Annotated in this window: 29 protein-coding genes and 2 tRNA genes; 13 read left to right on the top strand and 18 right to left on the bottom strand. The window is 73.5% G+C overall.

The window, feature by feature from the left end; translation table 11 throughout:
* Positions 1–1,342: PQQ-binding-like beta-propeller repeat protein (locus LQ51_RS04845; protein ID WP_046563444.1), on the top strand; the 1,342-nt coding region annotated here is incomplete at its 5' end.
* 53 nt (positions 1,343–1,395) lie between these two features.
* Here LQ51_RS04845 and LQ51_RS04840 read toward each other — a convergent pair.
* A complete protein-coding gene (locus LQ51_RS04840; RefSeq protein ID WP_231605362.1) occupies positions 1,396–1,761 on the bottom strand; it encodes a hypothetical protein in 366 nt (121 codons plus the stop codon).
* Between the two features lie 273 nt (positions 1,762–2,034).
* Between LQ51_RS04840 and LQ51_RS04835 the strand changes: the two genes are divergently transcribed.
* Both LQ51_RS04835 and LQ51_RS04830 read left to right on the top strand, forming a co-directional pair.
* The gene (locus LQ51_RS04835) at positions 2,035–2,838 is read left to right on the top strand and encodes a helix-turn-helix domain-containing protein (RefSeq protein WP_046563438.1); all 804 of its coding nucleotides are present in this window, start codon (positions 2,035–2,037) and stop codon (positions 2,836–2,838) included.
* Entirely contained in the window at positions 2,829–3,011 is a 183-nt protein-coding gene (locus tag LQ51_RS04830) for a DUF397 domain-containing protein (protein ID WP_046563437.1), read from the top strand. Before LQ51_RS04835 ends, LQ51_RS04830 begins: the two co-directional genes overlap by 10 nt.
* Positions 3,012–3,422: 411 nt before the next feature.
* Here LQ51_RS04830 and LQ51_RS04825 read toward each other — a convergent pair whose 3' ends face one another.
* From LQ51_RS04825 to LQ51_RS04815, 3 genes are read right to left on the bottom strand one after another with little or no spacing between them, the layout of a single operon-like run.
* Positions 3,423–3,797, bottom strand: a complete 375-nt coding sequence (locus LQ51_RS04825) for a VOC family protein (RefSeq protein WP_046563436.1) — start codon at positions 3,795–3,797, stop codon at positions 3,423–3,425.
* 36 nt (positions 3,798–3,833) lie between these two features.
* Positions 3,834–4,529, bottom strand: a complete 696-nt coding sequence (locus LQ51_RS04820; protein WP_052744752.1) for a hypothetical protein — start codon at positions 4,527–4,529, stop codon at positions 3,834–3,836.
* A 2-nt stretch (positions 4,530–4,531) separates the two neighbouring features.
* A complete protein-coding gene (locus tag LQ51_RS04815; RefSeq protein ID WP_046563435.1) occupies positions 4,532–4,909 on the bottom strand; it encodes a PadR family transcriptional regulator in 378 nt (125 codons plus the stop codon).
* 94 nt (positions 4,910–5,003) lie between these two features.
* Between LQ51_RS04815 and LQ51_RS04810 the strand changes: the two genes are divergently transcribed.
* From LQ51_RS04810 to LQ51_RS04795, 4 genes are read left to right on the top strand one after another with little or no spacing between them, the layout of a single operon-like run.
* Entirely contained in the window at positions 5,004–6,773 is a 1,770-nt protein-coding gene (locus LQ51_RS04810; RefSeq protein WP_046563434.1) for a proline--tRNA ligase, read from the top strand.
* 55 nt (positions 6,774–6,828) lie between these two features.
* Positions 6,829–7,248 carry a CBS domain-containing protein gene (locus LQ51_RS04805; protein ID WP_046563433.1) on the top strand — a complete coding sequence of 140 codons (420 nt, stop codon included), beginning with the start codon at positions 6,829–6,831 and terminating at the stop codon, positions 7,246–7,248.
* 37 nt (positions 7,249–7,285) lie between these two features.
* Positions 7,286–7,711 (top strand): SufE family protein, encoded by a 426-nt coding sequence (locus LQ51_RS04800; RefSeq protein ID WP_046563432.1) that lies wholly within the window; start codon positions 7,286–7,288, stop codon positions 7,709–7,711.
* Positions 7,712–7,731: 20 nt separating this feature from the next.
* A complete protein-coding gene (locus tag LQ51_RS04795) occupies positions 7,732–8,364 on the top strand; it encodes a DsbA family oxidoreductase (protein ID WP_046563431.1) in 633 nt (210 codons plus the stop codon).
* 52 nt (positions 8,365–8,416) lie between these two features.
* Here LQ51_RS04795 and LQ51_RS04790 read toward each other — a convergent pair whose 3' ends face one another.
* From LQ51_RS04790 to LQ51_RS04775, 4 genes are all read right to left on the bottom strand, one after another.
* Positions 8,417–8,965, bottom strand: a complete 549-nt coding sequence (locus tag LQ51_RS04790) for a YbaK/EbsC family protein (RefSeq protein WP_046563430.1) — start codon at positions 8,963–8,965, stop codon at positions 8,417–8,419.
* A gap of 48 nt (positions 8,966–9,013) precedes the next feature.
* The gene (locus LQ51_RS04785; RefSeq protein WP_046563429.1) at positions 9,014–9,208 is read right to left on the bottom strand and encodes a hypothetical protein; all 195 of its coding nucleotides are present in this window, start codon (positions 9,206–9,208) and stop codon (positions 9,014–9,016) included.
* A gap of 77 nt (positions 9,209–9,285) precedes the next feature.
* Positions 9,286–10,668 (bottom strand): MFS transporter, encoded by a 1,383-nt coding sequence (locus tag LQ51_RS04780; protein WP_046563428.1) that lies wholly within the window; start codon positions 10,666–10,668, stop codon positions 9,286–9,288.
* A gap of 55 nt (positions 10,669–10,723) precedes the next feature.
* Entirely contained in the window at positions 10,724–10,984 is a 261-nt protein-coding gene (locus tag LQ51_RS04775; RefSeq protein ID WP_046563441.1) for a hypothetical protein, read from the bottom strand.
* Between the two features lie 375 nt (positions 10,985–11,359).
* On the opposite strand from LQ51_RS04775, the gene LQ51_RS04770 reads away from it, so the two are divergent.
* The gene (locus tag LQ51_RS04770) at positions 11,360–15,817 is read left to right on the top strand and encodes a cation-translocating P-type ATPase (RefSeq protein ID WP_197087528.1); all 4,458 of its coding nucleotides are present in this window, start codon (positions 11,360–11,362) and stop codon (positions 15,815–15,817) included.
* Positions 15,807–16,601, top strand: a complete 795-nt coding sequence (locus tag LQ51_RS04765; protein WP_046563426.1) for an MBL fold metallo-hydrolase — start codon at positions 15,807–15,809, stop codon at positions 16,599–16,601. The genes LQ51_RS04770 and LQ51_RS04765 overlap by 11 nt, the downstream gene beginning before the upstream one ends.
* Before the next feature lie 60 nt (positions 16,602–16,661).
* Here LQ51_RS04765 and LQ51_RS04760 read toward each other — a convergent pair whose 3' ends face one another.
* Entirely contained in the window at positions 16,662–17,081 is a 420-nt protein-coding gene (locus LQ51_RS04760) for a CBS domain-containing protein (RefSeq protein ID WP_046563425.1), read from the bottom strand.
* Positions 17,082–17,183: 102 nt separating this feature from the next.
* Between LQ51_RS04760 and LQ51_RS04755 the strand changes: the two genes are divergently transcribed.
* Positions 17,184–17,489 (top strand): putative quinol monooxygenase, encoded by a 306-nt coding sequence (locus tag LQ51_RS04755; RefSeq protein ID WP_052744751.1) that lies wholly within the window; start codon positions 17,184–17,186, stop codon positions 17,487–17,489.
* Between the two features lie 143 nt (positions 17,490–17,632).
* On the opposite strand, the gene LQ51_RS04750 is transcribed toward LQ51_RS04755, so the two are convergent.
* The gene (locus tag LQ51_RS04750) at positions 17,633–18,577 is read right to left on the bottom strand and encodes an L-threonylcarbamoyladenylate synthase (protein WP_046563439.1); all 945 of its coding nucleotides are present in this window, start codon (positions 18,575–18,577) and stop codon (positions 17,633–17,635) included.
* Positions 18,578–18,775: 198 nt separating this feature from the next.
* On the opposite strand from LQ51_RS04750, the gene LQ51_RS04745 reads away from it, so the two are divergent.
* Positions 18,776–19,327 carry a hypothetical protein gene (locus tag LQ51_RS04745; RefSeq protein WP_046563424.1) on the top strand — a complete coding sequence of 184 codons (552 nt, stop codon included), beginning with the start codon at positions 18,776–18,778 and terminating at the stop codon, positions 19,325–19,327.
* A gap of 66 nt (positions 19,328–19,393) precedes the next feature.
* Here LQ51_RS04745 and LQ51_RS04740 read toward each other — a convergent pair whose 3' ends face one another.
* The gene (locus tag LQ51_RS04740) at positions 19,394–19,990 is read right to left on the bottom strand and encodes a winged helix-turn-helix domain-containing protein (protein ID WP_046563423.1); all 597 of its coding nucleotides are present in this window, start codon (positions 19,988–19,990) and stop codon (positions 19,394–19,396) included.
* Between the two features lie 63 nt (positions 19,991–20,053).
* Between LQ51_RS04740 and LQ51_RS04735 the strand changes: the two genes are divergently transcribed.
* Both LQ51_RS04735 and LQ51_RS04730 read left to right on the top strand, forming a co-directional pair.
* On the top strand, positions 20,054–20,644 hold the full coding sequence (locus LQ51_RS04735) for a dienelactone hydrolase family protein (protein ID WP_046563422.1): 591 nt from the start codon (positions 20,054–20,056) through the stop codon (positions 20,642–20,644).
* A 211-nt stretch (positions 20,645–20,855) separates the two neighbouring features.
* The gene (locus LQ51_RS04730) at positions 20,856–22,742 is read left to right on the top strand and encodes a cell wall-binding repeat-containing protein (protein WP_046563421.1); all 1,887 of its coding nucleotides are present in this window, start codon (positions 20,856–20,858) and stop codon (positions 22,740–22,742) included.
* Between the two features lie 75 nt (positions 22,743–22,817).
* Here LQ51_RS04730 and LQ51_RS04725 read toward each other — a convergent pair whose 3' ends face one another.
* The 7 genes from LQ51_RS04725 to LQ51_RS04700 all read right to left on the bottom strand — a co-directional run bounded on the left by LQ51_RS04725 (position 22,818) and on the right by LQ51_RS04700 (position 26,568).
* On the bottom strand, positions 22,818–23,519 hold the full coding sequence (locus tag LQ51_RS04725; RefSeq protein ID WP_046563420.1) for a DUF998 domain-containing protein: 702 nt from the start codon (positions 23,517–23,519) through the stop codon (positions 22,818–22,820).
* A 178-nt stretch (positions 23,520–23,697) separates the two neighbouring features.
* On the bottom strand, positions 23,698–24,267 hold the full coding sequence (locus tag LQ51_RS04720; protein ID WP_046563419.1) for an SUKH-4 family immunity protein: 570 nt from the start codon (positions 24,265–24,267) through the stop codon (positions 23,698–23,700).
* 68 nt (positions 24,268–24,335) lie between these two features.
* Positions 24,336–25,022, bottom strand: a complete 687-nt coding sequence (locus tag LQ51_RS04715; protein ID WP_046563418.1) for an HAD family hydrolase — start codon at positions 25,020–25,022, stop codon at positions 24,336–24,338.
* 21 nt (positions 25,023–25,043) lie between these two features.
* Positions 25,044–25,577: a GNAT family N-acetyltransferase gene (locus tag LQ51_RS04710; protein ID WP_046563417.1), complete on the bottom strand. Its 534-nt coding sequence runs from the start codon at positions 25,575–25,577 to the stop codon at positions 25,044–25,046.
* A 628-nt stretch (positions 25,578–26,205) separates the two neighbouring features.
* Positions 26,206–26,281 (bottom strand) — tRNA-Ala (locus LQ51_RS04705).
* A gap of 43 nt (positions 26,282–26,324) precedes the next feature.
* On the bottom strand, positions 26,325–26,453 hold the full coding sequence (locus LQ51_RS33710; protein ID WP_231605360.1) for a DLW-39 family protein: 129 nt from the start codon (positions 26,451–26,453) through the stop codon (positions 26,325–26,327).
* Positions 26,454–26,494: 41 nt separating this feature from the next.
* Positions 26,495–26,568, bottom strand: a tRNA-Ile gene (locus LQ51_RS04700).
* Positions 26,569–26,941 lie beyond the last annotated feature (373 nt).

Raw genomic sequence — 26,941 nt, 5'->3', positions numbered from 1 at the left:
GCCGGCGGTGGCCCCGCCGGCGGCGCCCCGGCGGCGCGGACGCCTGGCGCTGCTGCTGGCCGGGGGCCTGGTGGCCGTGCTGGCCGTCGGCGCCGGCACCGCCTACGGGGTGTCCCGCCTGGTGGGCGGGGGCTCGGGCGGGGGTGACCTGAAGATCGCCTGGCAGCTGCCCTTCCCGGAGCGGCAGGAGAGCGGCCTCACCACCTTCGACCAGCACGACATGTTCGCCACCTGGCTAGTCGGCGAGAACGTGGTCCGGGCGCAGGCCGACGGAATGCTCGCGTACCGGCTCTCCGACGGCGGCCAGGCCTGGGGGGTGCCCGCGCCGGACGGCACCTCGCTCTGCGTGGCGGCGCAGGCGGCCACCGAGGGCCGGACGGCGGTCGCCGCCGGCTCGGACAACTCCTGCAACACCGTCGCCGGGATCGACCTGAACAGCGGCAAGCTCGCCTGGCGGGCGAAGTTCCCGGCGCCGGTGCGGGAGGGACGCGACCCGCTCACCGCGCCGGACCTGGCGGTCGCCGGCCAGCAGGTCGTCGTCCGCTCCGAGGACACCCTGATCGGGCTCTCCCTCACCGACGGGCGGCAGTTGTGGCGCACCACCGGCAAGAAGCTGTTGCCCGACCGGGGCTGCGGCTTCAAGGACATGCGGGCCGCCGACGACCTGGTGGTCGTCACCTACGGCTGCTCGCTCGGCGGCGAGGTGGACGGCCTCGACCCGGCCACCGGCAAGGTCCGCTGGCGGCAGCGGTTGTCCGAGGGGCAGCTCGTCGACGGCATGCTGACCGCGCAACCGCCGGTCGGCCTGCCGGGCCTGGGTCGCGAGGCGTACTCCATCCGGGACCCGCGGACCGGCAAGGAGGTCGGTTCCTTCACCGACCCGCTCGACGGCATCCGGCTGTGGGACGTCCCGCCGAACCGGTCCAACGCGATCGACGGGCCGGACGTCTACGAGTGCCTGGTCGACCAGGAGAACCTCTACCTGCCGACCTTCCCGGAGCAGGTGAAGGGGACACCGCGTTCGGCCGACCAGATCGTGGCGATCGACCTGGCCACCGGCCGGAAGCGCTGGGTGTCCTCCGGTCACAGCGCCAGCAAGGTCCAGCTGATCCGCCGCGACGAGCAGGGCGTGCTGGCCTGGGAGTCCGGTGACCGGACGAAGCTGCGGCCGCGCCTGGTCCGGATCGACCCGGCCACCGGCAAGGTCAGCGTGATCGCGGAAGGGCCGCTCGCGGCCGGGTTCGAGGGCGAGGAGGCCCGGGTCATGGAGCGGGACGGGGTCGTGGTGATCGTGCCGTGGAAGAACGTGGCGGCAAAGGGCTCGATCACCGTGCTGCGTTGACCCCGACAGTGCGCGAAGGGCGGACCACCGACCGGTGATCCGCCCTTCCCGCTCTACTCCCGTTCAGGGAGCGTCCGATTCTCGGCGATGCTCCGCCGGTACGGCCCCCAGCCCACGAACCGCTCGAACAACTCGCGCGGCGTCGGTCCGTCCTGCGGGTTCAGGCGGAACAGGTCGTGCGTCGCCTCGTGGTACAGCCCCGACAGGTAGATGGCCAGGTCCACGGGTTGGTCCGCGTACTCGACCTTGAGCAGCAGCCGCGCCGGGGCACACGGCCACGGCAATCCGCAGGCCCGGCACAGCCAGAGCGGACGCAGCGGCAGGTGCGGCGGATGGTCCGGCGGGTAGGCGCGGGGCCGATCCGGGTACGGCCCGAGCCGGGGTACGGGCAGCCTCGCCCCCGCCCGGCCCCCGCTCACCTGCGCACCCCGTCTGCTCGCGGGCTGCGGCAGCGGCACCGGTTCATGTCGACTTCCTCTCGGCGGCTCCAGCGGATGGTGGGGTCGCCCCGGCACCGGGGGGACCCGGGGCGGCCGGCAGCGGACCGTGACGGGAAGCGACCCGCTGCGTGACAGTCTGCTGAGGACGGAACTACCCTCGGAAGTCGTCGAGGCCGGTCCGGGCAATGCCCGGTCAGCCGTCACGGACGGGTGCCGACGTCGTGGAGACGTGCCGAAAATCGTGGAGGAACCGTGGAAAGTGAGCCGACCGCGGCGCTGATCCGGGCCCAACTCCGGCGGCTGCGGCTGAAGGCCGAGCTGAGCCAGGAGGAGTTCGGGAAGCTGGTCCACTTCTCCGGCTCACAGGTGTCTGCCGTCGAGCTGGGTCAGCGACCACTCGACCGGTTCTTCCTCAGCCGCGCCGACGACGTGCTGGCCACCGGCGGGCTGCTGATGTCACTGCTCAAGCTGGCTGAGCGGGACGGTCAACCGAGCTGGTTCCGGCCCTGGCTGGAAGCCGAGCGGCAGGCACAGCAGTTGCGCTGCTACCAGCCGAACCTGATACCCGGCCTGCTCCAGACCGAGAACTTCGCACGAATGATGATTCACACGGACGACATGCTCAGCGAGGACGAGGTGGAGAAGCGGCTGGCAGTCCGGATGGATCGCCAGTCAGTCCTCGTTCAGCCGAGTCCGCCCATGTTCGTCGCGGTGATCGAAGAAGCAGTGCTGCGCAGAGCAGGCGAAGATTTCCGCGGGCTCATGGCTCAGCAGATCGCGCACCTGATCGAGTGCGGCGAGCGCAAGCACGTCGCAGTTCACGTCATCCCCAAGGACGTCAGTCTGCACATCGGACTGACCGGCCCGTTCACTCTCGCTCGAGGCGCTGACGGCGGATGGATCGGTTATCTGGAGAACCAGCTTGGCGGCACGGTCGTCGACAATGACGACGATCTGGCTACTCTGCTGTCGAGGTGGGAGGCCGTTCGCAGCGAGGCGTTACCTCGGCGGCAATCGATTGAGCTGATGAAGGAAGTGATGACCTCATGGAGCTGATCGGTGCCACTTGGCGCACATCAACTCGTAGCGGCCAGAGCGAGTGCGTCGAGGTGGCGGACAACCTGCCCGGGGTCGTCGGCGTGCGTGACAGCAAGGAGCCGGACGGTCCGGCTCTCACCTTCACCCCCACGGCGTGGCGCGCCTTCGTCGACGACGTCAAGCGCCGCTGAGACCGGTGCCCCCCAGCACCTGCTGCCGACTTGATGACGCGAACGACTCACGATCTCGGGGCACCTGGCCGTCGGTGTCCGGCTCGCCCAGGTCGAGGATCCGGCGGCGGAGCGGCTTCCGACGGACCGCACCCGTGATTCACCTTGCACCGGCCGTCGGGGGCGACCCCGCGCTGCCGGGTCTTCCGACGGACCAACCGGCCGCACCCGTGATTCGCCTGCGTCATCAAGTCGGTAGCGGCCGGAGGGTCGGCCGGGTCGCCCTGGCTCCGCCCGTGCCGCCCGTGCCGCCCGGCCCGGTCACCCGCGCCGACGTGGCGGCGGCTCGGCCCGGTCGACGGCTACCACCCGCACCTCGATGCGGGTGGTAGCCGCCCCGCCTCGGCTGCCCCGCTCAGTGCGAGCGGCTTGCTAGCGGTACAGGCAGAAGGGATGACCGTCCGGGTCCAGGTGCACCAGTACGTCGTCCTGGGGTTGGAAATCCGCCACCGTGGCGCCGGCCGCGACCGCGTGCGCCGATGCCGCCTCGAGGTCGTCGACCTTGATGTCGAGGTGCACCATCATCGGCGGCTCGCCGGGGCCGGCGGGCCAGATCGGGCGTACGTAGTTCGGCTCGTCCTGGAACGCGAGGCCGGCGCCGCCCGCCGGCGGGACCAGGGTGACCCAGTCCGGCTCGTCGTCCTCCCGGGCCCAGCCGAGCAGTCGTTCGTAGAACGCGGCGAGTTCGCGGGCGTCGGGCGCGTCCAGCACGGTGGCGGTCAGGGTGAGTCGAGGCAGGTCTCCCATGCTGTTCTCGTACCCCCGAACGCCCGCCTCGACTCGTCAGGCGTCCGTCGCGACCGGCGTGCGCTGCCGCCGGCGGAAGCCCAGGCCGCCCGGGTCCCGCACGGACCACCAGCGGGCGAGCAGGACGGCGCCGACGACGGCGGCCACCACGATGCCGACCTCGGCCGCCACCACGAGCGGGTCGGTGGTGTAGCCGAACGCCCGGGCGAATCCCATGGCGAGCGGGATGGCGGCGGCCCCGGCGAGCGGCAGCAGCACGAGCATGGCGCTCGCCGTCCGGCGGATCCGGGGCAGGTCGCCCAGCCGGGTCCGTACCGCGACGACCGCGCCCCCGGCCGCGAGTGCGGCGACGCTCCCGTAGTAGACCAGGACGGCCAGCAGGATCGGCACCCGGACGCTGCGGGGCAGGTCGAACGCGGCGACCATGAGCGGGAAGATCAGGAGGTAGCCGATCAGGCCGACGCAGCCGCCGAGCACCGTGCCGGTCAGGGCGGTGCGGACCACCCGGCCGTACTCGGGCGGGACGCACGACACGCCGGCCTCGTCGGCCAACCGCCGCGCGAAGCCGCGCAGGTCGGCGTCGAGGAGCTGCTCCGGGGTCACCCCGTCGGCGGCGGCCGACTGCAACTCCAGCCGCAGGTCGGCGGCGAGCGTCGCCCGGTCCTGGCGGCGGACGCCGTACGCCCGCCATTCCCGCTCCATGGTCGACAGTGCCTGGTCGATGGCGTTCACGGTCAGCTCCTCGGACTGTCGGTATCGGGGGTGGTGAGTGCGCTGTTCACGGTGTCGACGAATCGCGTCCACTGCTCCCGCCACGCGTGCAGGCGCTCCCGCCCGGCGGCGGTGGGGGCGTAGACCTTGCGTGGCGGCCCGGACGGGCTGGCCTGCATCTCGTCGGCGACCAGGTTGAGGCGGCGCATCCGGGTCAGCAGCGGATAGATGGTGCCGTAGCCGACCCCCTCGAAGCCGGTGACCTCGAGGCGGCGGACCAGCTCGTAACCGTGCGCGGGCTCCTTGTCGAGCAGCGCGAGCAGGCACATGTCGAGCGCGCCGCGCAGCAGCTGGGTCTGCCGATCTCCACCGTTGGAGCCGTCCTGGTCCGCCACTATCATGCGACGCACACTACCGCCGCTATTATGTGTCGTCAAATACCGGCTCGCTCCGAATCGGATCGCCCGCTCGGCGGCCGCGCCGTACGCTGCGGCAATGCTGCTGCGTACGTCGACCCTGCTGCTCCGGACCCTGCGCGAGGACCCGGCAGACGCGGAGGTGCCGAGCCACCAGCTCCTGCTCCGCGCCGGCTACGTCCGCCGCGCCGCCCCCGGCGGCTACACCTGGCTGCCGCTCGGCAAGCTGGTGCTGGACCGGGTGACGGAGATCGTCCGCGCGGAGATGCTGGCGATCGGCGACCAGGAGGTGCACTTCCCGGCGCTGCTGCCGGCCGAGCCCTACCGGACCAGCGGCCGGTGGACCGAGTACGGCGACGACATCTTCACCCTCGCCGACCGCAGGGGCGCCGAGCACCTGCTCGCCCCGACCCACGAGGAGATGGCCGCGCTGCTGGTGAAGGACCTCTTCACCTCGTACCGGGACTTCCCGGTGACGCTGTTCCAGGTGCAGACCAAGTTCCGCGACGAGGCCCGGCCCCGGGCCGGCCTGCTGCGCGGGCGCGAGTTCCTGATGAAGGACGCGTACTCCTTCGACCTGGACGAGGCCGGGCTCCAGCGGGCGTACGACCGGCACCGCGCCGCCTACCAAACCGTCTTCGCCCGGCTCGGCCTGGACGTCACCGTCGTCCGGGCGATGTCCGGGGCGATGGGCGGCTCGGCGTCGGAGGAGTTCCTGGCCGCCGCCGCGGTCGGCGAGGACACCTACGTCGGCTGCACGGCCTGCGACTACGCGGCCAACACCGAGGCCGTGGTGACCCACGCCCCGGCCGCCGGCGACCCGCACACTCACCCGGCGCTGGCGGTGCACGACACCCCGGAGACGCCGACCATCGCGTCCCTGGTGGAGTTGGCGAACGACCGGGCGCTCGCCGGCCGCGCCGACTGGACCGCCGCGGACACCCTGAAGAACGTGGTGCTCACCGTGCGCCGACCCGGCGCCGACCAGGCGGAACTGCTGGTGATCGGGCTGCCCGGCGACCGCGAGGTGGACCTCAAACGGGTCGAGGCGGCGCTCGCCCCGGCCACCGTGGCGGTCTTCGACGACTGGCCGGCCCACCCGGAACTGGTGCGCGGCTACCTGGGGCCGCAGATCCTCGCCAAGCACGCGGTCCGCTACCTGGTCGACCCCCGGGTGGTGCCCGGCACCAGCTGGCTCACCGGGGCCAACGAGCCGGGCCGGCACGCCACCGACGTGGTGTGCGGGCGGGACTTCACTCCGGACGGGACGATCGAGGCGGCCGAGGTGCGGGCCGGCGATCCCTGCCCGGCCTGCGGTGCCGGCGAGCTGACCATGCGGCGGGGCATCGAGGTGGGGCACATCTTCCAGCTGGGCCGCCGCTACACCGACGCGTTCGCGGTGGACGTGCTCGGCCCGGCGGGCAGGCCGGTGCGGCCCACCATGGGCTGCTACGGCATCGGGGTGTCCCGGCTGGTCGCGTCCATCGCCGAGCAGCACCACGACGACCGGGGTCTGGTGTGGCCGGCGGCGGTCGCGCCGTGCGACGTACACCTGATCGCCGCCGGGAAGGGGCCGCAGCTCGACGCGGCGCTCGACCTCGGCGGACGCCTCGCCGCGGCCGGCCTGCGGGTGCTGGTCGACGACCGCACCCACGTCTCGGCCGGGGTGAAGTTCACCGACGCCGAGCTGATCGGTATCCCGCTCGCCGTCGTGGTCGGCCGCCGGCTCACCGACGGGTACGTCGAGCTCCGCGACCGGGCCTCCGGCGAGCGGGTGGAGCTGCCGCTGGCCGGACTGGTCGAGCGCCTGCTCGACGAGGTGACCGGGGCGCGCCCGGGCCGGGTGTAGCGGACGCGCCACGGGGTACCGCAGACGGATCGACCGAGGTGTTTCGGAGGCTCTCATGTACCGGGTCAGTGACGTGATGACCAAGCAGGTGGTCTACCTGCCCGCGGAGACCCCGCTGGACGAGGCGGCCAGAGTGATGAAGGACTCGGACATCGGCGACGTGGTGGTCACCGACGGGGCGACCCTCGCCGGCATGCTGACCGACCGCGACATCGTGGTCCGGGCGGTGGCCGAGCGGGCCGACCCGGCCACCACCACCATCGGTTCGATCGTCACCCGCGAGGTGGTGATGATCGAGCAGCACTGCACCGCGAACGAGGCGGCCGCGTTGATGCGGGAGCGCAACATCCGGCGGGTGCTGGTCTGCGACACCGAGCGGAAGCTGGTCGGCATCGTCTCGCTCGGCGACCTGGCCATGCAGCTCGACCCCGACTCGGCGCTCAGCGACATCAGCGAGGCCGCGCCGAACATGTGATCGGCGGAGCCCGGAGCCGGCCGGATAGCCTCAAGGGATGTCCGAGATGCCGAGCAAGCTGGCCGAGATCGTCGACGAGTTCGCCGCCGCGCCCCGCGACGTGGTGCTGGAGATGCTGCTGGAGTTCTCCGACGTGATCCCGCCCCTGCCCGACGGGGTCGACCGGACCGAGCTGGAGCAGGTACCGGAGTGCCAGACCGCGTTCTTCCTCCGGGCCGAGGTCAACCCGGACCGGACGGTGAGCACGATCTTCGACTGCCCGCCGGAGGCGCCCACCACCCGGGCCTTCGCCGGCATCCTCGCCGAGGGCCTGGCCGGGGCGAGCGCCGAGCAGGTGCTCGCCGTGCCGGACGACCTCTACCAGCGGATGGGGCTGGCCCAGACGATCAGCCCGCTGCGGGTACGCGGCGGCACCGCGATCCTGGCCCGCCTGAAGCGCCAGGTCCGGGAACAGATCTCCTGATCGACGGGTTGTCGCTGGTCATGGAGATCGAGATCTACGCCGACGTCGTCTGCCCCTGGTGCTGGATCGGCAAGCGCCGGCTCGAACAGGCCCTGGCGTCGTACGACGGCGAGGTGACCGTCACCTACCGGCCGTTCCAGCTCGACCCGACGCCGGTGACCGAGCCGAAGCCGCTGATCGAGGCGCTGGGCGCGAAGTTCGGCGGCCGGGACAAGGCCGAGGGCATGGCCACCCACGTCACCCAGGTCGCCCGGGGCGCGGGGATCGAGATGCACTTCGACCGGGCGATCGCCGCGAACACCTTCGAGGCGCACCGGCTGATCCGGTTCGCCGCCGAGCGCGGCCGCTCCGCCGAGCTGGTGGAACGGCTCTACCGGGCGCACTTCGCCGACGGGATCGACATCGGCTCGACGGACGCGCTGGTCACGCTCGCCGCCGAGGTCGGCCTGGACGAGGCCGAGGCGCGGGAGTACCTGGCGTCGAACCTGGGCCGGCGGGAGGTGGCCGCCGACCTGACCGCCGCCCACCAGCTCGGCGTCTCCAGCGTGCCGACCTTCGTGTTCGCCGGGAAGTACGCGGTCACCGGCGCCCAGGAGCCGGAGACCCTGCTCGCCGCCCTCCGCGAGGTCGCGGAGCGGGAGGCCGCGGCCTGACCTCGACCCCCGTGATGTTTCACGTGGAACAAGATCGATGGGGATGGCGGGCCTAGGCCGGACGCGCCAGATCCGCCACCACCGTTGCCCCGGGCAGCGCGCCGAGCGCCGGCCCGGGCAACGCGATCTTGCTGTGTCGTACGCCGGAGCCGATGATCACGTGCGGCGTGGCGACCACCCGCGAGTCGACCAGGATCGGCCACTCCGCCGGCAGGCCGATCGGGGTGATCCCGCCGTACTCCATCCCGGTCAGCTCGACCGCCTCGGCCATCGGCGCGAAACTCGCCTTCCGCACGTCCAACAGCCGGCGGACCATCCCGTTGACGTCGGCCCGGGTGGTGGCGAGCACCATGCAGGCCGCGTACCGGATCTCCCCGCCGCGCTTGCCGGCGACCACCACGCAGTTGGCCGACTCCTCGAGCCCCACCTCGTACGCCGCGCAGAACGCCGCCGTGTCGGCCAGGTCGGCGTCGATCGGGGCGACCAGCACGTCATCGACGGCGACCGGCGCGTCCGCCGGCCATCGCTCGATCGCGGCGGCCACCGGCGGCGCCAGCAGGTCCGGTCGGGTACGGGCGGGCTCGGTCTTCAACGTCCCCATCACGGCTGCGATCCTCGCATCCGCCGGCCCGCTCCGCGGCCCGCGGGGTCAACTGCCGGTGAGGAAGGCGTTCTCGCGGGCGAACGTGCGGTCCTGGTGGGCGGCCAGTTCCTCGGCCCGACGCAGCTGCGCGCGGTTCGTCTCCACGTCCTCGATGCCGTGCCGGACACCCAGCCGGATCACCCCGTAGAGGAAGACGAAACCGAACACGTAGAGGATCACGGTGGTGACGAAAACCAGCATGCGGCCACGGTAGGGCGACCCGGAACCGCAGAAGGTTTCATCTCCGGCCGGTTCCCCCGTACGTGTTCGCCCGGTGGTCAGCCCGACACCGTCGGGCGCACCACCACCCGGCCGGCGAGCAGCGCGCCCAGCAGCGCGCAGCCGGCCGCCACGGCGAGCGTGACCGCGTAGTGCGTCGGACCCGGCGCCGCCCCGGCGGCCAACACCGCGCCGGTCAGCGCCAGCACGGTGGCCGCCGCCAACGAATCGCCCAGTTGCAGGGCGGAGCTGTTGCGGCCCTGCTCCTCCGGGGCGGAGAGCGCCAGGGTGAGCACCGACAGGGACGGGTACAGCAGGCCCATGCCGAGGCCCGCGACGGCCCAGGCCAGCACCGCCGGGGCCACCGGCACGCCGGGCAGCAGGGCCAGCGCGACACCGGCCGTGCCGACGGCGACGCAGGCCAGCCCGGCCCGGGGCAGCGTGGCGGCCGAGCGCGGCGGGCGGAGCCGACCCTGCCACCACGAGCCCACCGACCAGGAGAGCGCCCCGACGGTGAGCACCAGGCCGGCCGCGGTCGGCGAGAAATGGCGCTCCCGGGACAGCATCAGCGGGATCACCACCTCCGCCCCGGCGAACGCCGCCGAGGCGAAGCCGCGCAGCCCGATCACCGTGGGCAGGCCGCGCGCGGCCCGGAGGAAGCCCTCCGGCAACAGCCGCGGCACGCACACCAGCAGCCCGACCAGCGCCGCGCCCACCAGGCCGGCGGCGAGCACGCCGCGCTGCTGCCCCCCGTGGTGCAGCAGTGCGGCGCTCGCCCCCGCCCCGCAGGCCCAGCCGATCCGGGCCAGCGCCCCGGCCGGCGGCCGGACCCGGGGCGCCCCGCCCAGCGCGCGCAGCCCCGGCTGGACCAGCAGCACCGCCGGCACGGCGACCACCGGCACCGCCAGGAAGACCCACCGCCAGCCCAGGTGCTCGACGATCAGGCCGGCCAGCGCCGGCCCGACCAGCGACGGCACCACCCAGGCCGCCGCGAAGGCGGCGAAGACCCGGCGACGCAACTCCTCCGGGTACGCCTGACCGACGATCACGTAGAGCGCCACCGAGAGCAGACCCGACCCGAAGCCCTGCACCACCCGGCCGGCGACCAGCAGACCCATCGTCGGTGCGGCCCCGGCGACGGCCAGCCCGGCCACGAACCACGCCACGCCGTGCCACATCGGCGCCCGGGGTCCCCGCGCGTCGCACCAGATGCCGGAGACCACCATGGCGATCACGCCGGAGGCGAACGGGCCGCCGAAGGCGAGCGCGTACAGGCCCAACCCGTCCAGGCTGCGCGCCACCGTCGGCATCGCGGTGCCCACGGCCAGCGCCTCGAACGCCAGCAGCGACACCAGGGCGACGCTGCCCACGGTCATCGCGCGCAGCCGCGGCGAGTACAGGCGGGCGGGCGGGGCCGCCGGGGCGGCGGTGGCGGTCGGCATAGCGGCAAGCCTCCGCCCTCAACCCCGGTTGAGGTCAACCGTGAGCCCGGTCTCGTCAGGCTGACTCGAGCGCCTCACCCACCCCCTTGACCAGGCCGGAAAAATGCTGGTCGGAGAGCATGTGCCCGGCGGTGATCACCAGGGCGAGCGGCCACTCGATGACCTGGAGCGCGGCGAGCACGCCCAGGCCCGCGTAGTAGGCGACCCGGTCCGGCGGAGGTACCGCCAGCTCACCCACCCTCGGGATCCGCACCCGCCGGCTGTAGCCGCGCATCGTCTCGGGCACCCCGTTGAGGTGCCGTGTCAGCGTGCTCATCTGCGCCTCCCCGTTCCGGTGACGTTCCGGCGACCAGTGCCAGCCGGATTCCACCGGTGAACCGGTCCATGCCCCGGGCAGCGGGGAAAGTTGCCCTGCTGAGAGGGCATAACGGACGCCGGGCCGGGAAGTCCGACCGCCGGAACGAGGCGCGGGAGGCGAGATGGCGGACGGCTACGACGACTTCGGCTCGACGCGTCGCACGCGGCGCCGTGAGGTGGAGCCGTCGCGTGGCGAGAGGAGCACCGGGGTGCGCGGCCGGCGACACGGCCGTACGACTCGATGACGTCGCTGGGCCGGTACGCCGGCTTCCTGCTGTCCCCGGCCACCCTGCCCGACGCCGTGGCGCGGATCGCCCGTACCGTCGCCACCGCCGTGCCCGAGGTGGGCCGTAACGTCGCCGGCGCGGCGGCCGACGCCACCCCCGGCTCGGTCGGTGCGGCGGCGGGGACCGTCGGGGCGGCGGCCACGAAGGTCGCCCGGATGGCCGGGCTGACCCGCCGCCGGGTCTGGTCCCGGGACGGCCGGCACCACATCGAGGTGCACGGCGTCTGCCAGAACGGCGGGGACCGGCTGGCCCGGCAGGTCGAGAGCGCCCTCGAAGAGCTGCCCGGGGTGACCTGGGCGCGGGTGAACGCGCCCTCCGGGCGGGTGGTCGTCGCCGTCGCGGAGCCGAAGCCCAAGCTGCGGGACCTGATCGCCACGGTGGCCCGCACCGAGAAGGTGTGCCCGCACGAGCCCGACCCGGAGGTCCCGCCGCCGCACCCGCCCGAGGAGGGCCCGCGTACCCCCCGCACGCTGGGCGCGCTGGTGTCGGACGCGCTCGGCCTCACCATCGCGGCGGCGACCCGGATCCTGCCGTTCACTCCCGTCCCCGGTGAGGTGGCCGGCTTCCTCACCGCCGTCGACCTGCACCCCCGGCTGCACGCGCTGGCCGACCGGGGACTGCGCGCCGACCCCCGCGCGGACGTGATCTTTCCGCTGGCCGAGGCGGTCGTGCAGGGCCTCGCCGGTGGTTGGACCGGCATCGTGCTGGACAGCGCGCAGCGGGTCGTGCAGTGGGGTGAGGCCCGCGCCCATCTCGCCGCCTGGTCCCGGGCGGAGCCCCGACTGACCGGCAGCCCGGAGCGGGCGGTGGCCCGGGTGCCGGACGGGGAGCGGCCCGGCCCGGTCCCCGACGGCCCCGCCGAGCGGTACGTCGAACGGGCACTCGCCGTGGGGGCGGCGGCCGGCGCCGCGGCGGTGCCGGTGGCCGGGGTGAAGCGGGCCGCCGCGCTGGCGCTCTCCGCGCTGCCCAAGGCCCCCGGCAGCGGTCGCGAGGGGTACGCGGCCCAGCTCGGCTCGATCCTGGCCCGGCGGGGGGCCATCGCAATGGACCGCACGGTGTTGCGCGAACTGGACCGGATCGACACGGTGGTGCTGGACAGCCGGGTGCTCGGCTCCGGCCGGGGGGTGCTGGCCGACCTGGCGCCACTGCCGGGCGCCGACACCGCGGCGGTCGCCGCCCGGGCGTTCGCCCTCTTCGACCCGGCGGAGCCGGACGGGGTACGCGAAGCCGACGGCTGGCGGCTCGCCCCGCTGGACCGGATCGACGCGGACGACCCCGGCGACACGCCGGACAGCCGGCGGCTCCGCGAGTCGGCCGGTCAGCTGCTCGGCCTGGCCGGCGGGCACACCCTCGCCGCCGTGCTCCGGGTGGAGCCGGAACCGGCGCCGGGCGTGGACGCCCTGCCCACCGCCGCCCGCCAGGCCGGCCTGCGGCTGGTGGTGGCCGGTGGCGACGATGCCCGGTACGGCTTCGCCGACGCGCTGGTGCCGGGCGGCGCCGACCTGGCCGGTTCGGTCCGCGCCCTGCAACGCGACGGCGCGGTGGTCCTGCTGGTCTCCGGCGACCGCGCCGGGCTGGCCGCCGCGGACTGCGGAGTGGGCGTCTCCGCCCCCGACGACCTGCCGCCCTGGGGCGCGCACCTGCTGGTCGGCGACGACCTGCGGATCCCCGCCCTGCTGATCGACGCCACCGGGGTGGCCCGCCGGATGACCGGGCAGAACATCCGACTCGCGATGGCCGGCAGCGGGCTGGGCGCGTTGGCCGCGTTCACGACCAACCGCGAGTTGCTTCCCGGCCGGGCCCTCGCGGCGGTCAACGGGGCCGCCGCGCTCGCCTTCGCGCACGGCGTGTGGCGGGCGCACCGGCTGCCGGACCGCTCCCGTACCCCGGTCCCGGCGGCGACCGCCTGGCACCTGATGCCGGTGCGGACGGTCCTCGACCAGCTCGACACCGGCGAGGGCGGGTTGACCGCCGCCGAGGCGGCCCGTCGCCGGCAGGCGGTGACCGGGGACGGCGGCGGACCGACCGGTCTGCTGCGGGCGTTCGTCGCGGAACTGTCCAACCCGCTCACCCCGGTGCTGGCCGCCGGGGCGGTGCTCTCCGCCGCGTTCGGCTCGCTGGTGGACGCGGCGCTGGTCGGCAGCGTGGTGGGCGGTTCGGCGGTGGTCGGCGCGGTGCACCAGCACAACACCGAGCGGGCGCTCGCGGAGCTGCTGTCCCGCTCGGCGGTGACCGCCCGGGTGCTGCGCGACGGGGTCGAGCAGGTGGTGCCGGCCGAGGACCTGGTGGCCGGGGACGTGGTGGCGGTCGGTCCGGGCGACGCGATCCCCGCCGACTGCCGGGTGCTGCGCTCGGACGGGCTGGAGACGGACGAGTCGTCGCTGACCGGCGAGTCGCTGCCGGTGGCGAAGTCTCCCGAGCCGGTGGTGGCGGCGGCCGTCGCCGACCGGCACTCCATGCTCTACGAGGGCACCACCGTCGCGGCCGGTCACGGCACCGCGATCGTGGTGGCCACCGGCGAGGAGACCGAGGCGGGGCGCAGCCTCGCCCTGGCCCGGGAGGCCCCGCCGGCCAGCGGCGTGGAGGCGCGGCTCGGCAAGCTGACCAGCAGCGCCGTGCCGCTGGCGGCCGGTTCGGCGGTCGCGGTGGCCGGGGCGGGACTGCTCCGGGGCGTACCCCTGGCCGAGACGGCGGCGACCGCCGCGAACCTGGCCGTCGCGTCGGTGCCGGAAGGGCTGCCTTTTCTGGTCAGCGCCGCGCAGTTGGCGGCGGCCCGGCGGCTGGCCGAGCACGGCGCGCTGGTCCGCAACCCGCGGACCATCGAGGCGCTGGGCCGGGTCGACGTGCTCTGCTTTGACAAGACCGGCACGCTGACCGAGGGCAAGCTGCTGCTGGCCGGGGTGGGCTCCGGCGAGGACCGGTACGCCCCGCCGGAGCGGCTGGACGAGGCGCTGCGGCCGACCCTGGCCGCCGCGTTGCGGGCCACCCCGGCGGCGGCCGACCCGGACGAGTTGCCGCAGCAGACCGACCGGGCGGTACGCCGGGGCGCCGGCATGGCCGGGGTGGCGGAGCAGACCGGGGCGGCGGGCTGGCACGCGGTCGGCGGATTGCCGTTCGAGCCGTCCCGGGGCTACCACGCCACGATCGGGCGGGACGCCGACGGCCTGCTGCTCAGCGTCAAGGGTGCGCCGGAGTCGGTGCTGCCGCGCTGCGCCGCCCGGCGGACCACCGGGGGGGACGTGCCGCTGGACGCGGCCGGCCGGGACGCGCTGCACGGTCGGCTGGCCGAACGGGCCCGGGCCGGGCACCGGATCCTGGCCGTCGCCGAGTGCCGCACCGGCGCGGAGACGGTCACCGACGAGCAGGTCGACGGGCTGGTCTTCGTCGGCTTCCTGGCCCTCGCCGACGGGATCCGGGACAGTGCCGCACCGGCGGTGCACCGGATCCGGCAGGCCGGCGTGCACACCATCATGATCACCGGTGATCACCCGGCCACCGCCGAGGCGATCGCCGCCACGATCAGTCCGGACGACGGCGGACAGCGGGTGGTGACCGCCACCGACCTGGACCGGCTCGACGACGAGGCGCTCGCGGAGCGGCTGATGGCCACCGACGTGGTGGCCCGGTGCACCCCGGCGCACAAGGTCCGGATCATCCAGGCGCTCCAGCGCCGGGGCCGAACCGTGGCGATGACCGGGGATGGGGCCAACGACGCCCCGGCGATCCGGCTGGCCGACGTGGGCATCGCGCTCGGTCAACGGGGCACCCCGGCGGCCCGGGCCGCCGCCGACCTGGTGGTCACCGACGACCGGCTGGAGACGATCATCGCCACCCTGGTGGAGGGGCGGGCCATGTGGTCGTCGGTCCGCCACGCGCTGAGCATCCTGGTCGGCGGCAACCTCGGCGAGATCGCGTTCAGTGTGCTGACCGCCGCGGCGACCGGCCGGTCCGCGCTCACCGGCCGGCAACTGCTCCTGGTCAACCTGCTCACCGACCTGGTACCGGCGCTGGCCATCGCGGTCCGCCCGCCCGCCTCGGACCGGGCCGACCACCTGCTGCGGGAGGGCCCCGACAGCTCCCTCGGCGGCACGATGACCCGGGAGATCGCGCTCCGGGCCGGGGCCACCACGCTGGGCGCGACCGCCGGTTGGACGTTGGCCCGGTACACCGGCCGCCGGCGGCGGGCGGGCACGGTCGCGCTCGCCTCGCTGGTCGGCACCCAGCTCGGCCAGACCGTGCTGGCCGGCGGGACCAGCCCGATGGTGCTGGCCTCCACCGCCGCCTCGGCGGGCGTGCTGGTGGCGGTGGTGCAGACCCCGGGGCTCAGCCAGTTCTTCGGGTGCACCCCGCTCGGCCCGGTGGGCTGGGGCATCGCGACCGGCTCGGCGCTCGGCGCCACCTTCGCCAACGGCGCGCTGACCCGCCTGGTCGACCGCCTACCGCAACGCGGTGTCCGCCCGCATGACGAACCGGATGACGGGTACGGCGAAGGACATGACGCCTGAGGTGACCTTCGTCGGTACGGCCACGACGCTGCTCCGGCTGGGCGGGTTCACCCTGCTCACCGACCCGAACTTCCTGCACCGGGGCCAGCGGGCCTACCTCGGCAGAGGGCTCTGGTCGAAGCGGTCCACCGACCCGGCGCTCACCATCCCGCAGCTGCCCGCGCTGGACGCGGTGGTCCTGTCCCACCTGCACGGGGACCACTTCGACCGGGTGGCCCGGCGCGGGCTGGACCGGGGCCTGCCGATCGTCACCACGCCCGCAGCGGAACGGAAGCTGCGCCGCTGGGGTTTCCGGGCCGCGGCGGGGCTGCCCACCTGGCGGTCGTACGAGCTGCACCGGGGGGCCGAGACGCTGCGTCTCACGGCGCTGCCCGGCCAGCACGGGCCGGGCGTGCTGGACCTGCTGATGCCCGACGTGATGGGCACGCTGGTGGACCTGGAGCAGGCCGGCGAGCGGCGGTTCCGCCTCTACGTCACCGGGGACACGCTGCGCCGGCCGCAGCTCGCGCAGATCCCGCAGCGCTTCCCGGACATCGACGCCATGCTGATCCACCTCGGCGGCACCCGGGTCGCCGGCATCCTGCTCACCATGGACGCGAAGCAGGGCGCCGACGTGGTGGAGCTGATCCGGCCGCAGCTGACCGTGCCGATCCACTACGACGACTACCCGGTGTTCCGCTCCCCGCTGCGGCACTTCGTCGAGGAGGCGCGCCGGCGCGGCTTCGCGCGTCAGGTCCGCACCATCCACCGGGGCGAGACGGTCCCGTTGACCCCGCCCGCCTGACGGCGATCGCCGCCCCGCCCCGGCGCGCTGCCGGAGGGGACGGCGATCGGTCGCAGGGGGTCAGCCGCGCTCGGAGATGGCCTCGATGAGGTCGCCCACCGGGCGCTCGGGCAGCGACCGGGCCACGTCGGCGACGGCCACGATGCCGACGAGGTCGTGCCCGTCGATCACCGGCAGCCGGCGTACCTGGTGCTTGCCCATGGTCCGCAGGATCTCGGCCGCGTCGTCGTCGGCGCCGACGGTCACCGCCTCACCCTGGGCCAGCTCCCCGGCGGTCACGGTGGCCGGGTCGCGCCCCTCGGCGAGCACCTTCACCACGATGTCCCGGTCGGTCAGCATGCCCTTGAGGCGGTTGTCGGTGCCGCAGATCGGCAGCGAACCCACCCCCAGGTCGGCCATCCGCCGGGCGGCGGTACGCAGATCGTCCTGCTCGCTGACGCAGCTCACGTCGTTGGTCATGATCTCGCGTGCGGTCGGCATTGGTGTGACACCTCACTTTCGGGGGATGTTGTCCTGTCTCCTACCCCCGGCGACCGCGGCCATGCCGACGACATGGATGGCCGGCCGGCGGGAACACCCCTGGTGGAGGTGATCGAGATGCCGTTCGTGCAGATGGTGGAGTACCAGACGGACCGCCCCGATGAGGTGCGCCGGCTCGGCGAGGAGTGGACCCGCGACCACCCGTCCCCCGGGCCCGCCCGGGTGACCTTCGCGGAGGACCGGGAGCAGCCCGGCCATTTCGTCATCGTCGCCGAGTTCGACAGCTACGAGCAGGCCATGGCGCACAGCGCCCGCCCGCAGACCGGCGCGTACGCCGAGCGCATCCGCGAACTCGCCACCGGCGAACCCCGGTACGTCAACCTCGACGTGACGCGACAGCAGATGTAAAGCGGTCCGACGAGTTGCGCCGCCGGGGCACGGACTGGGCGCCCGGTCCGCACCGCCCCGAACGCTGCTACGGACGCCTCGGCTTCCGGCTCACCGGCGAACTGAGCGGCAGCCAGGTGGTCGGTGTGCTGCAGCTGTGACGGTCAGTGCCAGGTGGCGGCGGCCCGCCGCAGCCGGTCGTTGATCGCCCGGCCCACGCCGACCTCGGGCACCGGCTCGGCCACGATTTCGGTCACCCCGGCCGCGTCGAGCCGGTGCAGGGCGTCGAAGAGCCGCGCGGCCGCCACGGTCAGGTCGCCTTCGCGCGAGAGCACCTCCACGGCGGCCCAGTCACCCGCCGCCGGGCGTTCCCGGAAGGCCAGGAAGCCGCGCCGGCCGCCGTCGCCGTCGGCCGCCCCCAACCGCAGCGGGGTACGGGGGGCGTAGTGCGCGGCCAGCGTCCCGGGTGCCACCGGCTGCCCCGAGCTGCCCTGCCGCACCTCGACCGGCCCGACCGCCTCGATCAGCGCCTCCACCGGCAGCGCGCCGAGCCGGAGCACGACGGGCCGCGCGCCCCGGGCGTCCACGATGGTCGACTCGATCCCGCACCGGGTGGGTCCGCCGTCGAGCACCACCTCGACCGCATCGCCCAGCCCGGCCACCACGTGCTCGGCGCGGGTCGGGCTGAGCTGCCCGAACCGGTTGGCGCTGGGCGCGGCGACCGGCACCCCGGCGGCGGCGATCAACGCCCGGGCGGAGGGTTCGTCCGGTACGCGTACCGCCATGGTGTCCAGTCCGGAGGTGACGATCGGCGGGATCGCCGCCGGCCGGTCCACGATCAGGGTGAGCGGGCCCGGCCAGAACCGTTCGGCCAGGGCGGCGACCGCCGGTGGCACCGGGCCGACGAGGCCGGGCAGGTCGGCGGCGTCGGCCAGGTGGCTGATCAGCGGATCGAAGCTGGGCCGGGCCTTGGCCGCGAAGATCCGGGCCGCCGCCTCGGCGTCGAGCGCGTTCGCCCCCAGGCCGTAGACCGTCTCGGTGGGGAAGGCGACCAGCCCGCCGGCACGCAGGACGGCGGCCGCCTCGGCGATGCCGCGGTCGGCCGGCAGGACGCGCGGGGATCCGGTGCTCACGCCCCGACGCTAGCCTGCCGCGGGTGCCCGCCGGCACCGGCCCGGCACTCGGCTGCCGCGGGCGCCCGCCGGCACCGGCCCGGCACTCGGCTGCCGCGGGCGCCCGCCGGCACCGGCCCGCCACCAGCCTGCCGCGGGCGCCCGCCGGCACCGGCCCGGCATTACCCTGCCGGCATGGGCAGGCGGGTGGCGCTGGTGCTGGCCGGGGTGCTGGTGCTTGTCGGCTGCCTGGGCCTGCTGGCGGCCGTGCCCGCCGTCCAGCGGGCCGTGTCACCGCGGGCCGAGCCGGTGCCCCTGCCGCTGCGGGTCCCCGGCCCCTGGTACGACCAGATCACCGTCGAGCTCACCCCCGGCCGGTACGCCATCTGGGCCACCCGGCCGACCCGCGGGCCGGACCGCGACCGGTGCCGGGTGACCGGCCCGGACGGGCAACCGGTGCCGGTGCGCGAGCCGGGGCACCGGGTCGACTGGGTCGAGCGGGCCACCGACGACACCCTCTGGGCCTGGGCGTCGACCTTCACCGCCACGGCACCGGGCAGCCACCGGCTCAGCTGTCGGCTCGACCCCGACTCGCCCGGCCAGCAGTACGCGGTGACCCGGGAGCCGGACCGGCGGCTGCTTCTCCGGCTCCGGCTGGCGCGCTCGCGAGGGCTGCTGGTGGCGGCCCTGCCGGCCGGCCTGGTGGTCCTGGTCATGACGCTGACCTGGCGGCGTCGGGCGGACTGAATCCGGTTGCCCGCCGTCGGAGGATGCACCGTCGAGGGAGGCCGGCGTGACGCGGGGTGGGCCCGGCTACCGCTGCCGCTCGTCGGGGCCGGCCGGCTCCAGGTCGGGCAGGGTGGGCGCGTCGGTGGGGTAGAGGCCGGCGACGAAGCCGTACACCTGGTCGCCGGAGCGGGGGATCTGGGCGAAGCGCCGGGCGACCGCCTGGACCTCCGCCCAGAAGGCCCGCACCTCCTCGATGGGGATGCGCGCGTGCACCAGGGTGCAGCGCAGTTCGTCGGCCGCGTGGGCCGGCGCGGACTCGGCAGCCGCCTCGGCCAGCCCGTTGATGGCCGCCACCACCTGCTTGTCCTCGGGGCGGTTGAGCGCGCCGACGTAGAAGGTCCGGGCCACCCGGCCGTAGTACCGCTCCTCGATGGCCCGCACCCGGCGGGTCCGCACCACCCGGAGCAGGCCGGTGTCGACCAGCAGGTTCACGTGGTACGCCACGCTGCTCTTGGGCCGGTCCACCGCCCGCGCCAGCTCGTTGACCGTGGCGGCCCGTTCGAGGAGCAGCTCGAGGAGTGTGCCGCGCAGCGGGTCGGCGAGCGCCCGCAGCTGCTCGGGCGCGGTCACCACCAGCAGGTCGTCGAGGTCATAGTCCGGGATCTGCTCATTGACCGACATTTCTCGACCGTTCTAGTATTCTCGATCATTCGATCGTTCTGGTCCGATGGCAGGAGTCTAAAGATGTCCGACGTCGTCCTCTTCCACCACCTCCAAGGACTCACCGACGGCGTACGCGCCTTCGCCGAGCAACTGGCCGCCGGTGGGCACACCGTGCACACCCCCGACCTCTTCGACGGCGAGCGGCCGGCGACCCTGGACGACGGGGCCGCGCTGACCAAGCGGATCGGCGGCGAGGAACTCGACCGGCGCGCCGACGCGTACGTCGCCGACCTGTCCGGGGCCCTGGTCTACGCCGGCTTCTCCTGGGGTGCGGCCATCGCGCAGCGGCTCGCCCAGACCCGGTCCGGCGCACGCGGCGCCCTGCTCTACGAGGCCTGCATCCCGGTCACCGGCGAGTGGGCCTTCGGGCCGTGGCCGGACGGGGTACCCGTGCAGATCCACGGCATGGCGCAGGACCCGTTCTTCGGCCTCGAGGGTGACGTCGACGCCGCCCGCGAACTCGTCACCATCGTCGGACCGGAGCGGGCCGAGCTCTTCGTCTACCCGGGCGACCGGCACCTGTTCACCGACAGCTCCCTTCCGTCGTACGACGCGGACGCCGCCGCCCTGGTGGTGCGCCGCTCGCGGGATCTCCTCGACCGGCTCGGCTAGCCGCCGCCCTCTGCTCCTCCCGGTCCTCTGGTGGACCGACACCGACCACCCGGCGGGCGTCGCGGGAGACCGGAGGCCGATCCGGCCGGACGGACCTTTCGGCAACTGATCAACTACCCGTATGGTGCTACTGCCGGCGCGCGCCGCGACACGCGATCCCTCGCCCACCCCGGCCATCCCCCTGACTTCCCTCTCCCCGAGGAGCTCCTCCTTGCCGAGACAGCACCCCCGACGACCGCTCGCCGCCACCCTGGCGTCGGTCCTGGCCGCCGGCGCCGTGGCGTACGGCATCGCCCCGACCCCGGCGTCGGCCACCACCGGCCAGCCCGACAACCCCTTCGCGGTGACCGCCAGCAACGGCAGCGCCACGATCGGCTTCGCCGACGGCCGGAGCCTCACCAACTCGACCGGAGCGAAGATCCGCTACGCCTCCTGGTCGCCCGACGGCAGCCGGGCCGCCTACGTCGACCAGGACGGGGCGATCGTCACGCTCCGCCACGACGACGCGGACGACCTGCACAAGGTGGTCTGGCCGGAAACCGACACCGAACGCCGCGATCCCAAGTGGATCGGCCGCACCGACCAGGTCATGTGGGCGGCCAAGCCGCTGGGCCGGCCCTGGCGGATCGAGTCCACCCGCAACCTCAACGGCGTCGAGACCGACGCCCTGAGCCCTTGGGACGACGCCAACTACCTCGCTCCGGACAGCGACAACGCCGGGCGCATCGTCGTCGAGCGCCAGTCGAGCGACGGCGCCGTCCCGTCGATCGGCATGATCGACGACTACCACCACTTCGAGGAGATCGCCACCGACGCCCGGAACCCGACCATCTCTCCGGACGGGCGCTGGGTGGCGTTCGTCCGGGACGGCGACATCTGGAAGGTCTACCTCTACAGCGGCGCGCTGACCCGACTCACCGACAACGGCGGCGTCCACGACAACCCCGAGTTCTCACCGGACGGGTACTCGCTCGTGGCGAACCGGACCGCCGCCGGCGCGGACACCGCCGAGGTGGTCCGGATCGACGCCAGCGGCAGCTGGCCCGACCGCTTCACGGTGCTGACCGGCCTGCGCGGTGTGCCGGCCTACCAGCCGCAGTTGCGGGACCGGACGGTACGGGTCACCGGGCAGGACCGGTTCGGCACCGCCGTGGCCGCGTCCCAGGCGCACTGGGGTACGAACGGTGACCCCGCCGACGTCCGACCGCGCGCCGGCGCCGTCGTGCTGTCCCGCTCCGACACGTACGCCGACGCGCTCGGCGGCTCCGCGCTCGCCGCGGCGAAGAAGGGCCCACTGCTGCTGACCCCGCCGGCCAGGCTGCAACCGCAGACCGCCGACGAGATCCGCCGGGTGCTCGCCCCACGGGGGACCGTCTACCTGCTCGGCAGCGAGGGCGCCCTCTCGGCCACCGTGCGCAGCGAGGTCGAGAAGCTCGGCTTCACGGTCGTCCGGCTGGCCGGCGCCGACCGCTTCGGCACCTCCCTCGCCATCGCCAACGCGATCAACCCGGCGCCGGACCAGGTGCTCGTCGCCACCGGGATGAACTTCCCCGACGCGCTCGCCGCCGGTGCCGCGGCCGGCTCCCGCAACCGCCCCGGCACCGATGCCTCGGCGGTGGTGGTGCTGACCAACGACGGCAAGCTGCCCGACCCGATGAAGAGCTACCTGGACGCCCGCCAGCGGGGCGGCAGCCAGCTCATCGCGGTCGGCAAGCAGGCGGCCGCCGCGATCGACCCGTACCTGACCATCAACCTGGTGGGCGACGACCGGTTCGCCACCGCCAACGCGGTCAACGTGCACTTCTTCGGTCGGGGCGGCAAGGTCGGGCTGGCCACCGGGATGGACTGGCCGGACGCGCTGGCCGGGGGTGCCCTGATGGCGACGCTGAACGGCCCGCTCATGCTGACCATCGGCACCCAGAACACCCTGCACCCGAAGGCGGCGTGGTACGCCGACCTGCTCAGCGGCTCGGTCGACACGGCCGTCGTCTTCGGCTCGGCGGCGGTGGTCAGCGACCCGCAGGCGGCCGAGCTGGGCCGCTGGATCAGCGGCCCGATGGGCAGCTCGACGGCCGTCAACGGGACGTACCTCGACTGACCGGTACCAGCGGAAACGGTGCGGGCCCGGCGAGAACGCCGGGCCCGCACCGTTTGTTGACCCGCGAACGGCGAGTTACCGCTGTCGGCGATCGGCACGCCCGACCGGCCATCGGGTGCCGCTCTTCCATGCCGTGCTCAGCAGGCACACGCCCAGGCCGCCGAGCCAGACGGGCAGGGTGAAGACCGCGATGCGCTCCATGCCGCCCTTGCCGATGCCGAGCCATGGTCCGGCGACATGCAGGTACGAGGCGACGAACGCGGCGGCTCCGAGGGCGCGGGCGACCCATCGCACCCGCCACATCACCGCATCACCGCGCATGAATCCGCTGATGAACATCGCGATGTTGCCGACCGGCATGACAAGCAGCGCGGCCAGCAGGTGCATGCCCAGATTCACATCGGCGGGAAAGATTCCCACCAGGACATAGCCGGCGGCCGCCAGGAGAATGCCGGTGCGGGCAAGGGTCGCACGCCCGCCCCGGCCCCACACGCTCCCGGCCAGGACCACACCTGCCCCGAGCAGGAAGCCGACCGCCATCATGCCGATGTTGAACGCGGCGTGGCGAGGGGAGCAGATCTCGCGGCCGTCGAAAAGGCCACAGTTGACGTTCCCGAGGTCACTGATGTTGTTACTCGCCCAGCTGTAGGCGACGAACCACGCCGCCTCCACCCAGATGTTCATGAGTAGGAGCAGCACTGGCGCCGCTACCAGGAAAATGGCACCGACCTCAACGACGCCGGCTCTACCAGAAGTGATTGCCCTGCTGCTGGTCATCGAGGCTCCATTGTTCGTTCATCGACATCAGGAACCTCCCATCTCCAATTGTTTCGGCACCAGCACGCTGGCAATACCTTCCAGGTGGTCCTGGCCGTACCCTCGGCGGCTGAAGCATCGGCGACGCGCATCGTGACCGGCGCACCGGCCAGGAACAACGCGGCTGCCCCGGCAACGGTCAGGTCCGCGACGGTGAGCCCATGACGGCGCTATCCCGGCCAGGCGACGTCGTCGATGGCGGGCCCACCTCGCCGGTGGCATGGTCACCGTCCCCGAACGCGGGCGGGTCAAGGACCCTGATCCGCTCCAACAGTTGGGCAAGCTCCGCGAGGGCTTCCTCTTCGGCCGGCAGGTCCTCGTCCCAGCGGTCGATGACGGTCGAGCTGGTCAGCCAGCTACCCACCAGGTGCAGCGAGCACAGCCAGTGGTTGATCGTCGAGTTGACGAACCAGGAGCGGCCGTCCGACGACCATGCCCGCACCTCACCGGTCCCCGGCGCGGCACCGTACACCCAGTCCAGGTCGTCGGAGTTCGCCAACCGGTACCTGGTCGGCTCGGCGTGGAAAGCCACCGCACTCACCAGCTCACCGACCAGTGGTACGCCAGCGGAGACCAGTGCGGCCCGCTGTGGCTCGGGAAGCCGCCACGTCGCCACGTCCAGCTCGGCGGCACGCACCACCCGCCCAGCGCCCGCCCACGCCGCGACCGCCTCGAACGCGGGAGGCAACGGAGGATCCGCAAAGGACACGCCGACGAGGGTAGTCCGGCACGGGACAGCGCCCGTGCCCGTCGGTACGAGTGGCGGTGTTGACCGCGTTACTCGGCCGGCTCCATGACCGTGCAGCGCTCTCCGAGTACGGCAGGCAGGTCGCCCAGGGTGGCGAACGCCGGCCCACCCCAGCTGGGGTCGGTGTCGTTGTGCTCCGTGGTCCGGAAGACGGTCATACCGACCGCGGCCGCCCCGGCCAGCTCACCGTCTGCGCCGTCGCCGACGAAGACGCACTCCGCCGGCCGGACGCCCAAGCGTTCCGCAGCCAGGCGATAGATCGCCGGGTCGGGCTTGGCCAGCCCGACATCGCAGGAGAAGACCGCCACCTCGAACCGTCGGGCGAGCGGGCTGCGCGGCCATGCCTCGGCGGTTTCGGAGGTGGCGTTGCTGATCAGGGCCAGCGGATGCCCGTCGGCGCGGAGCGCGTCGAGCACGTCCAGGGTGGCCGGCGAGACGCTGCCGAGCACCCGGCGCGCGAGGGCTCGCCGATGCTCGCCGGCCCGGGTCACCTGTTCGCCGGTCGGGGTGCCGCCGAGCCGTCCGGCGAGGAGACGAATGGTCTCCTCGACGTCCCACCGGACCAGCCGGTCCCGCCAGGTGGCGTGGTACGCGGCGACCAGCTCGGCCGGAGCCACACCGACCATGAGCGCCATCTCGCCGACCACCCGGTCACGCTCCTCGTCGGCGCCCTGGACCAGGGTGTGGAAGAGGTCGAAGATCACTGGACGCGACATCTCAGCATCCTACGGAGATCGTCACCCGGCCATCGGCCAGGACGGGTTCAGCACCTGATACATGGCGTGATCCTGCCACCGGCCGGCGATGTTGAGGTACGCCGGTGCCAGGCCGAACCGCACGAACCCGTTGCGTTCCAGCACCCGTTGCGATCTGACGTTGTGCAGCAGCGTCTCTGCCTGCACCCGATGCAGCCGCAACTCCTCGAAGGCCACCCGCACGATCTCACGTACCGCCCTGGTCGCGAACCCGCGGCCGTTGTGGCTCGCGCCGACCCAGTAGCCCATGGCGCAGGACTGGAAGGGGCCGCGCACAATGCCGTTGAGCGTGATGCGGCCGATCACGCGACCGGAGTCGTCGAGGATGACGTGGGGCAGCTTCGATCCCTGCGCGTGCTGCCGGAGATCGGCATCGATGACGGCGCGCTGGCCGGGTGCGGTGAAGTAGTCCTCGCTCCGAATCGGGTCCCACGGCGCGAGAAACTCACGGTTGATGCGGAGCAACTCGGCCAGGGCCGGCGCATCCGCCGAAGTGACGAGTCGGGTGAACTGCACCCCCCCATCGTCCCAGCCGGGCAGGTCGCCACCGGTGTCAGCCTGGGCCGGGAGCGAAGCACGCCGCTGGCCACCAACGATGCTCCTCCGTCCGAGGCCAGCCGACGAGGGAGGGCCGCCTCCGTCGACTTCTTGCGGACTTGGATGCGGACCGCTCACCTCGGCCGCGCGTGGCGGGGGGCGGGTCGCGGTGTCCAATATTCAGTCCCGGGATCACTCCGGGGACCTACCAGTGCCCGCCCCCCGTAGCCGCGCGGTCCCACATGGGGTCGCTCTGACCGGCCAACTGCGGCGCACCGTAGCAGGCGGGTACGACGATGATCCGGTGCATCGCCAGTCAGGCATCGCACCTTCGGTTGGAAGAGCGCGCTCAAGCGGTCGTGATGTCCGGAACGCCTGCCGGCGGCGGCTGGCACCTCTGCCGACCTGGCCCGGCTGCCGGGCACCCGACCCGCGGGATTACCGCCCTAAGTTGCGACCGGACCGGTGCAGGTCCAACGGCCGAGCCTCCAACAGCGGCGTCGCGTCATGGTCGTCGGGCAGAACGGGCCATCGATCGGGTGCTGGGCGAGGCGGGACGGCGTGACCACTTGGCTGTACCCGGACCGAGATCAGCCAAGGAAAGTGCTGGTGGAGCCCAGGGGACTCGAACCCCTAACCCCTGCCTTGCAAAGGCAGTGCTCTGCCAGTTGAGCTAGGGCCCCGAGGGCGGGCGGAGCCGCCCGGTGCTGGCAGTCGGAGAGACGGTCAGCGCAGGTCGGGCGAGGTGGTCGCCTCGTGCCAGAGCGCGCGCTCGTCGTTCGCGGCCTTCACCCTCTTGGCCACGACAGCGGCCACGCCGACGACGCCGACCAGGATCAGGAGCTTCTTGAACATTGGGGCAACCCCTTGCGCTCGACTACCGTCGGACGTTGCGGTGGGGCTAGCTGGAATCGAACCAGCGACCTCAGAGTTATCAGCTCTGCGCTCTAACCGACTGAGCTATAGCCCCGCGTAGCGACGAGCAAGGTTAACCCATCGCCGCTGCCGCTCCCAAATCGGGGTCGACGGCGCTGCCCGCGTGTCTCCGACCGTACCGGCAGCCAACCGGAGCGACCACCGCTTTCCCCCGCCAGCCATGATCCACTCAACTTGCCGCAACCCGGGCCATCGACCGCCCACGAAAGCCCAACCCGCCGCAGGCCGGGCCAACAACCGCCCACGAAAGCCCAACCCGCCCCAACCCGAGCCACCGACGGCCCACGAAAGCCCAACCCGCCGCAGGCCGGGCCATCGACCGCCCGCGAAAGCCCAACCCGCGGCAACCCGGGCCAACGACCGCCCGCGAAAGCCCAACCCGCGGCAACCCGGACCAACGACCGCCC

The sequence above is a fragment of the Micromonospora sp. HK10 genome, assembly GCF_000982955.1.
Taxonomy (GTDB): Bacteria; Actinomycetota; Actinomycetes; order Mycobacteriales; family Micromonosporaceae; genus Micromonospora.
This window is presented reverse-complemented; position numbering and strand designations above follow the sequence as displayed.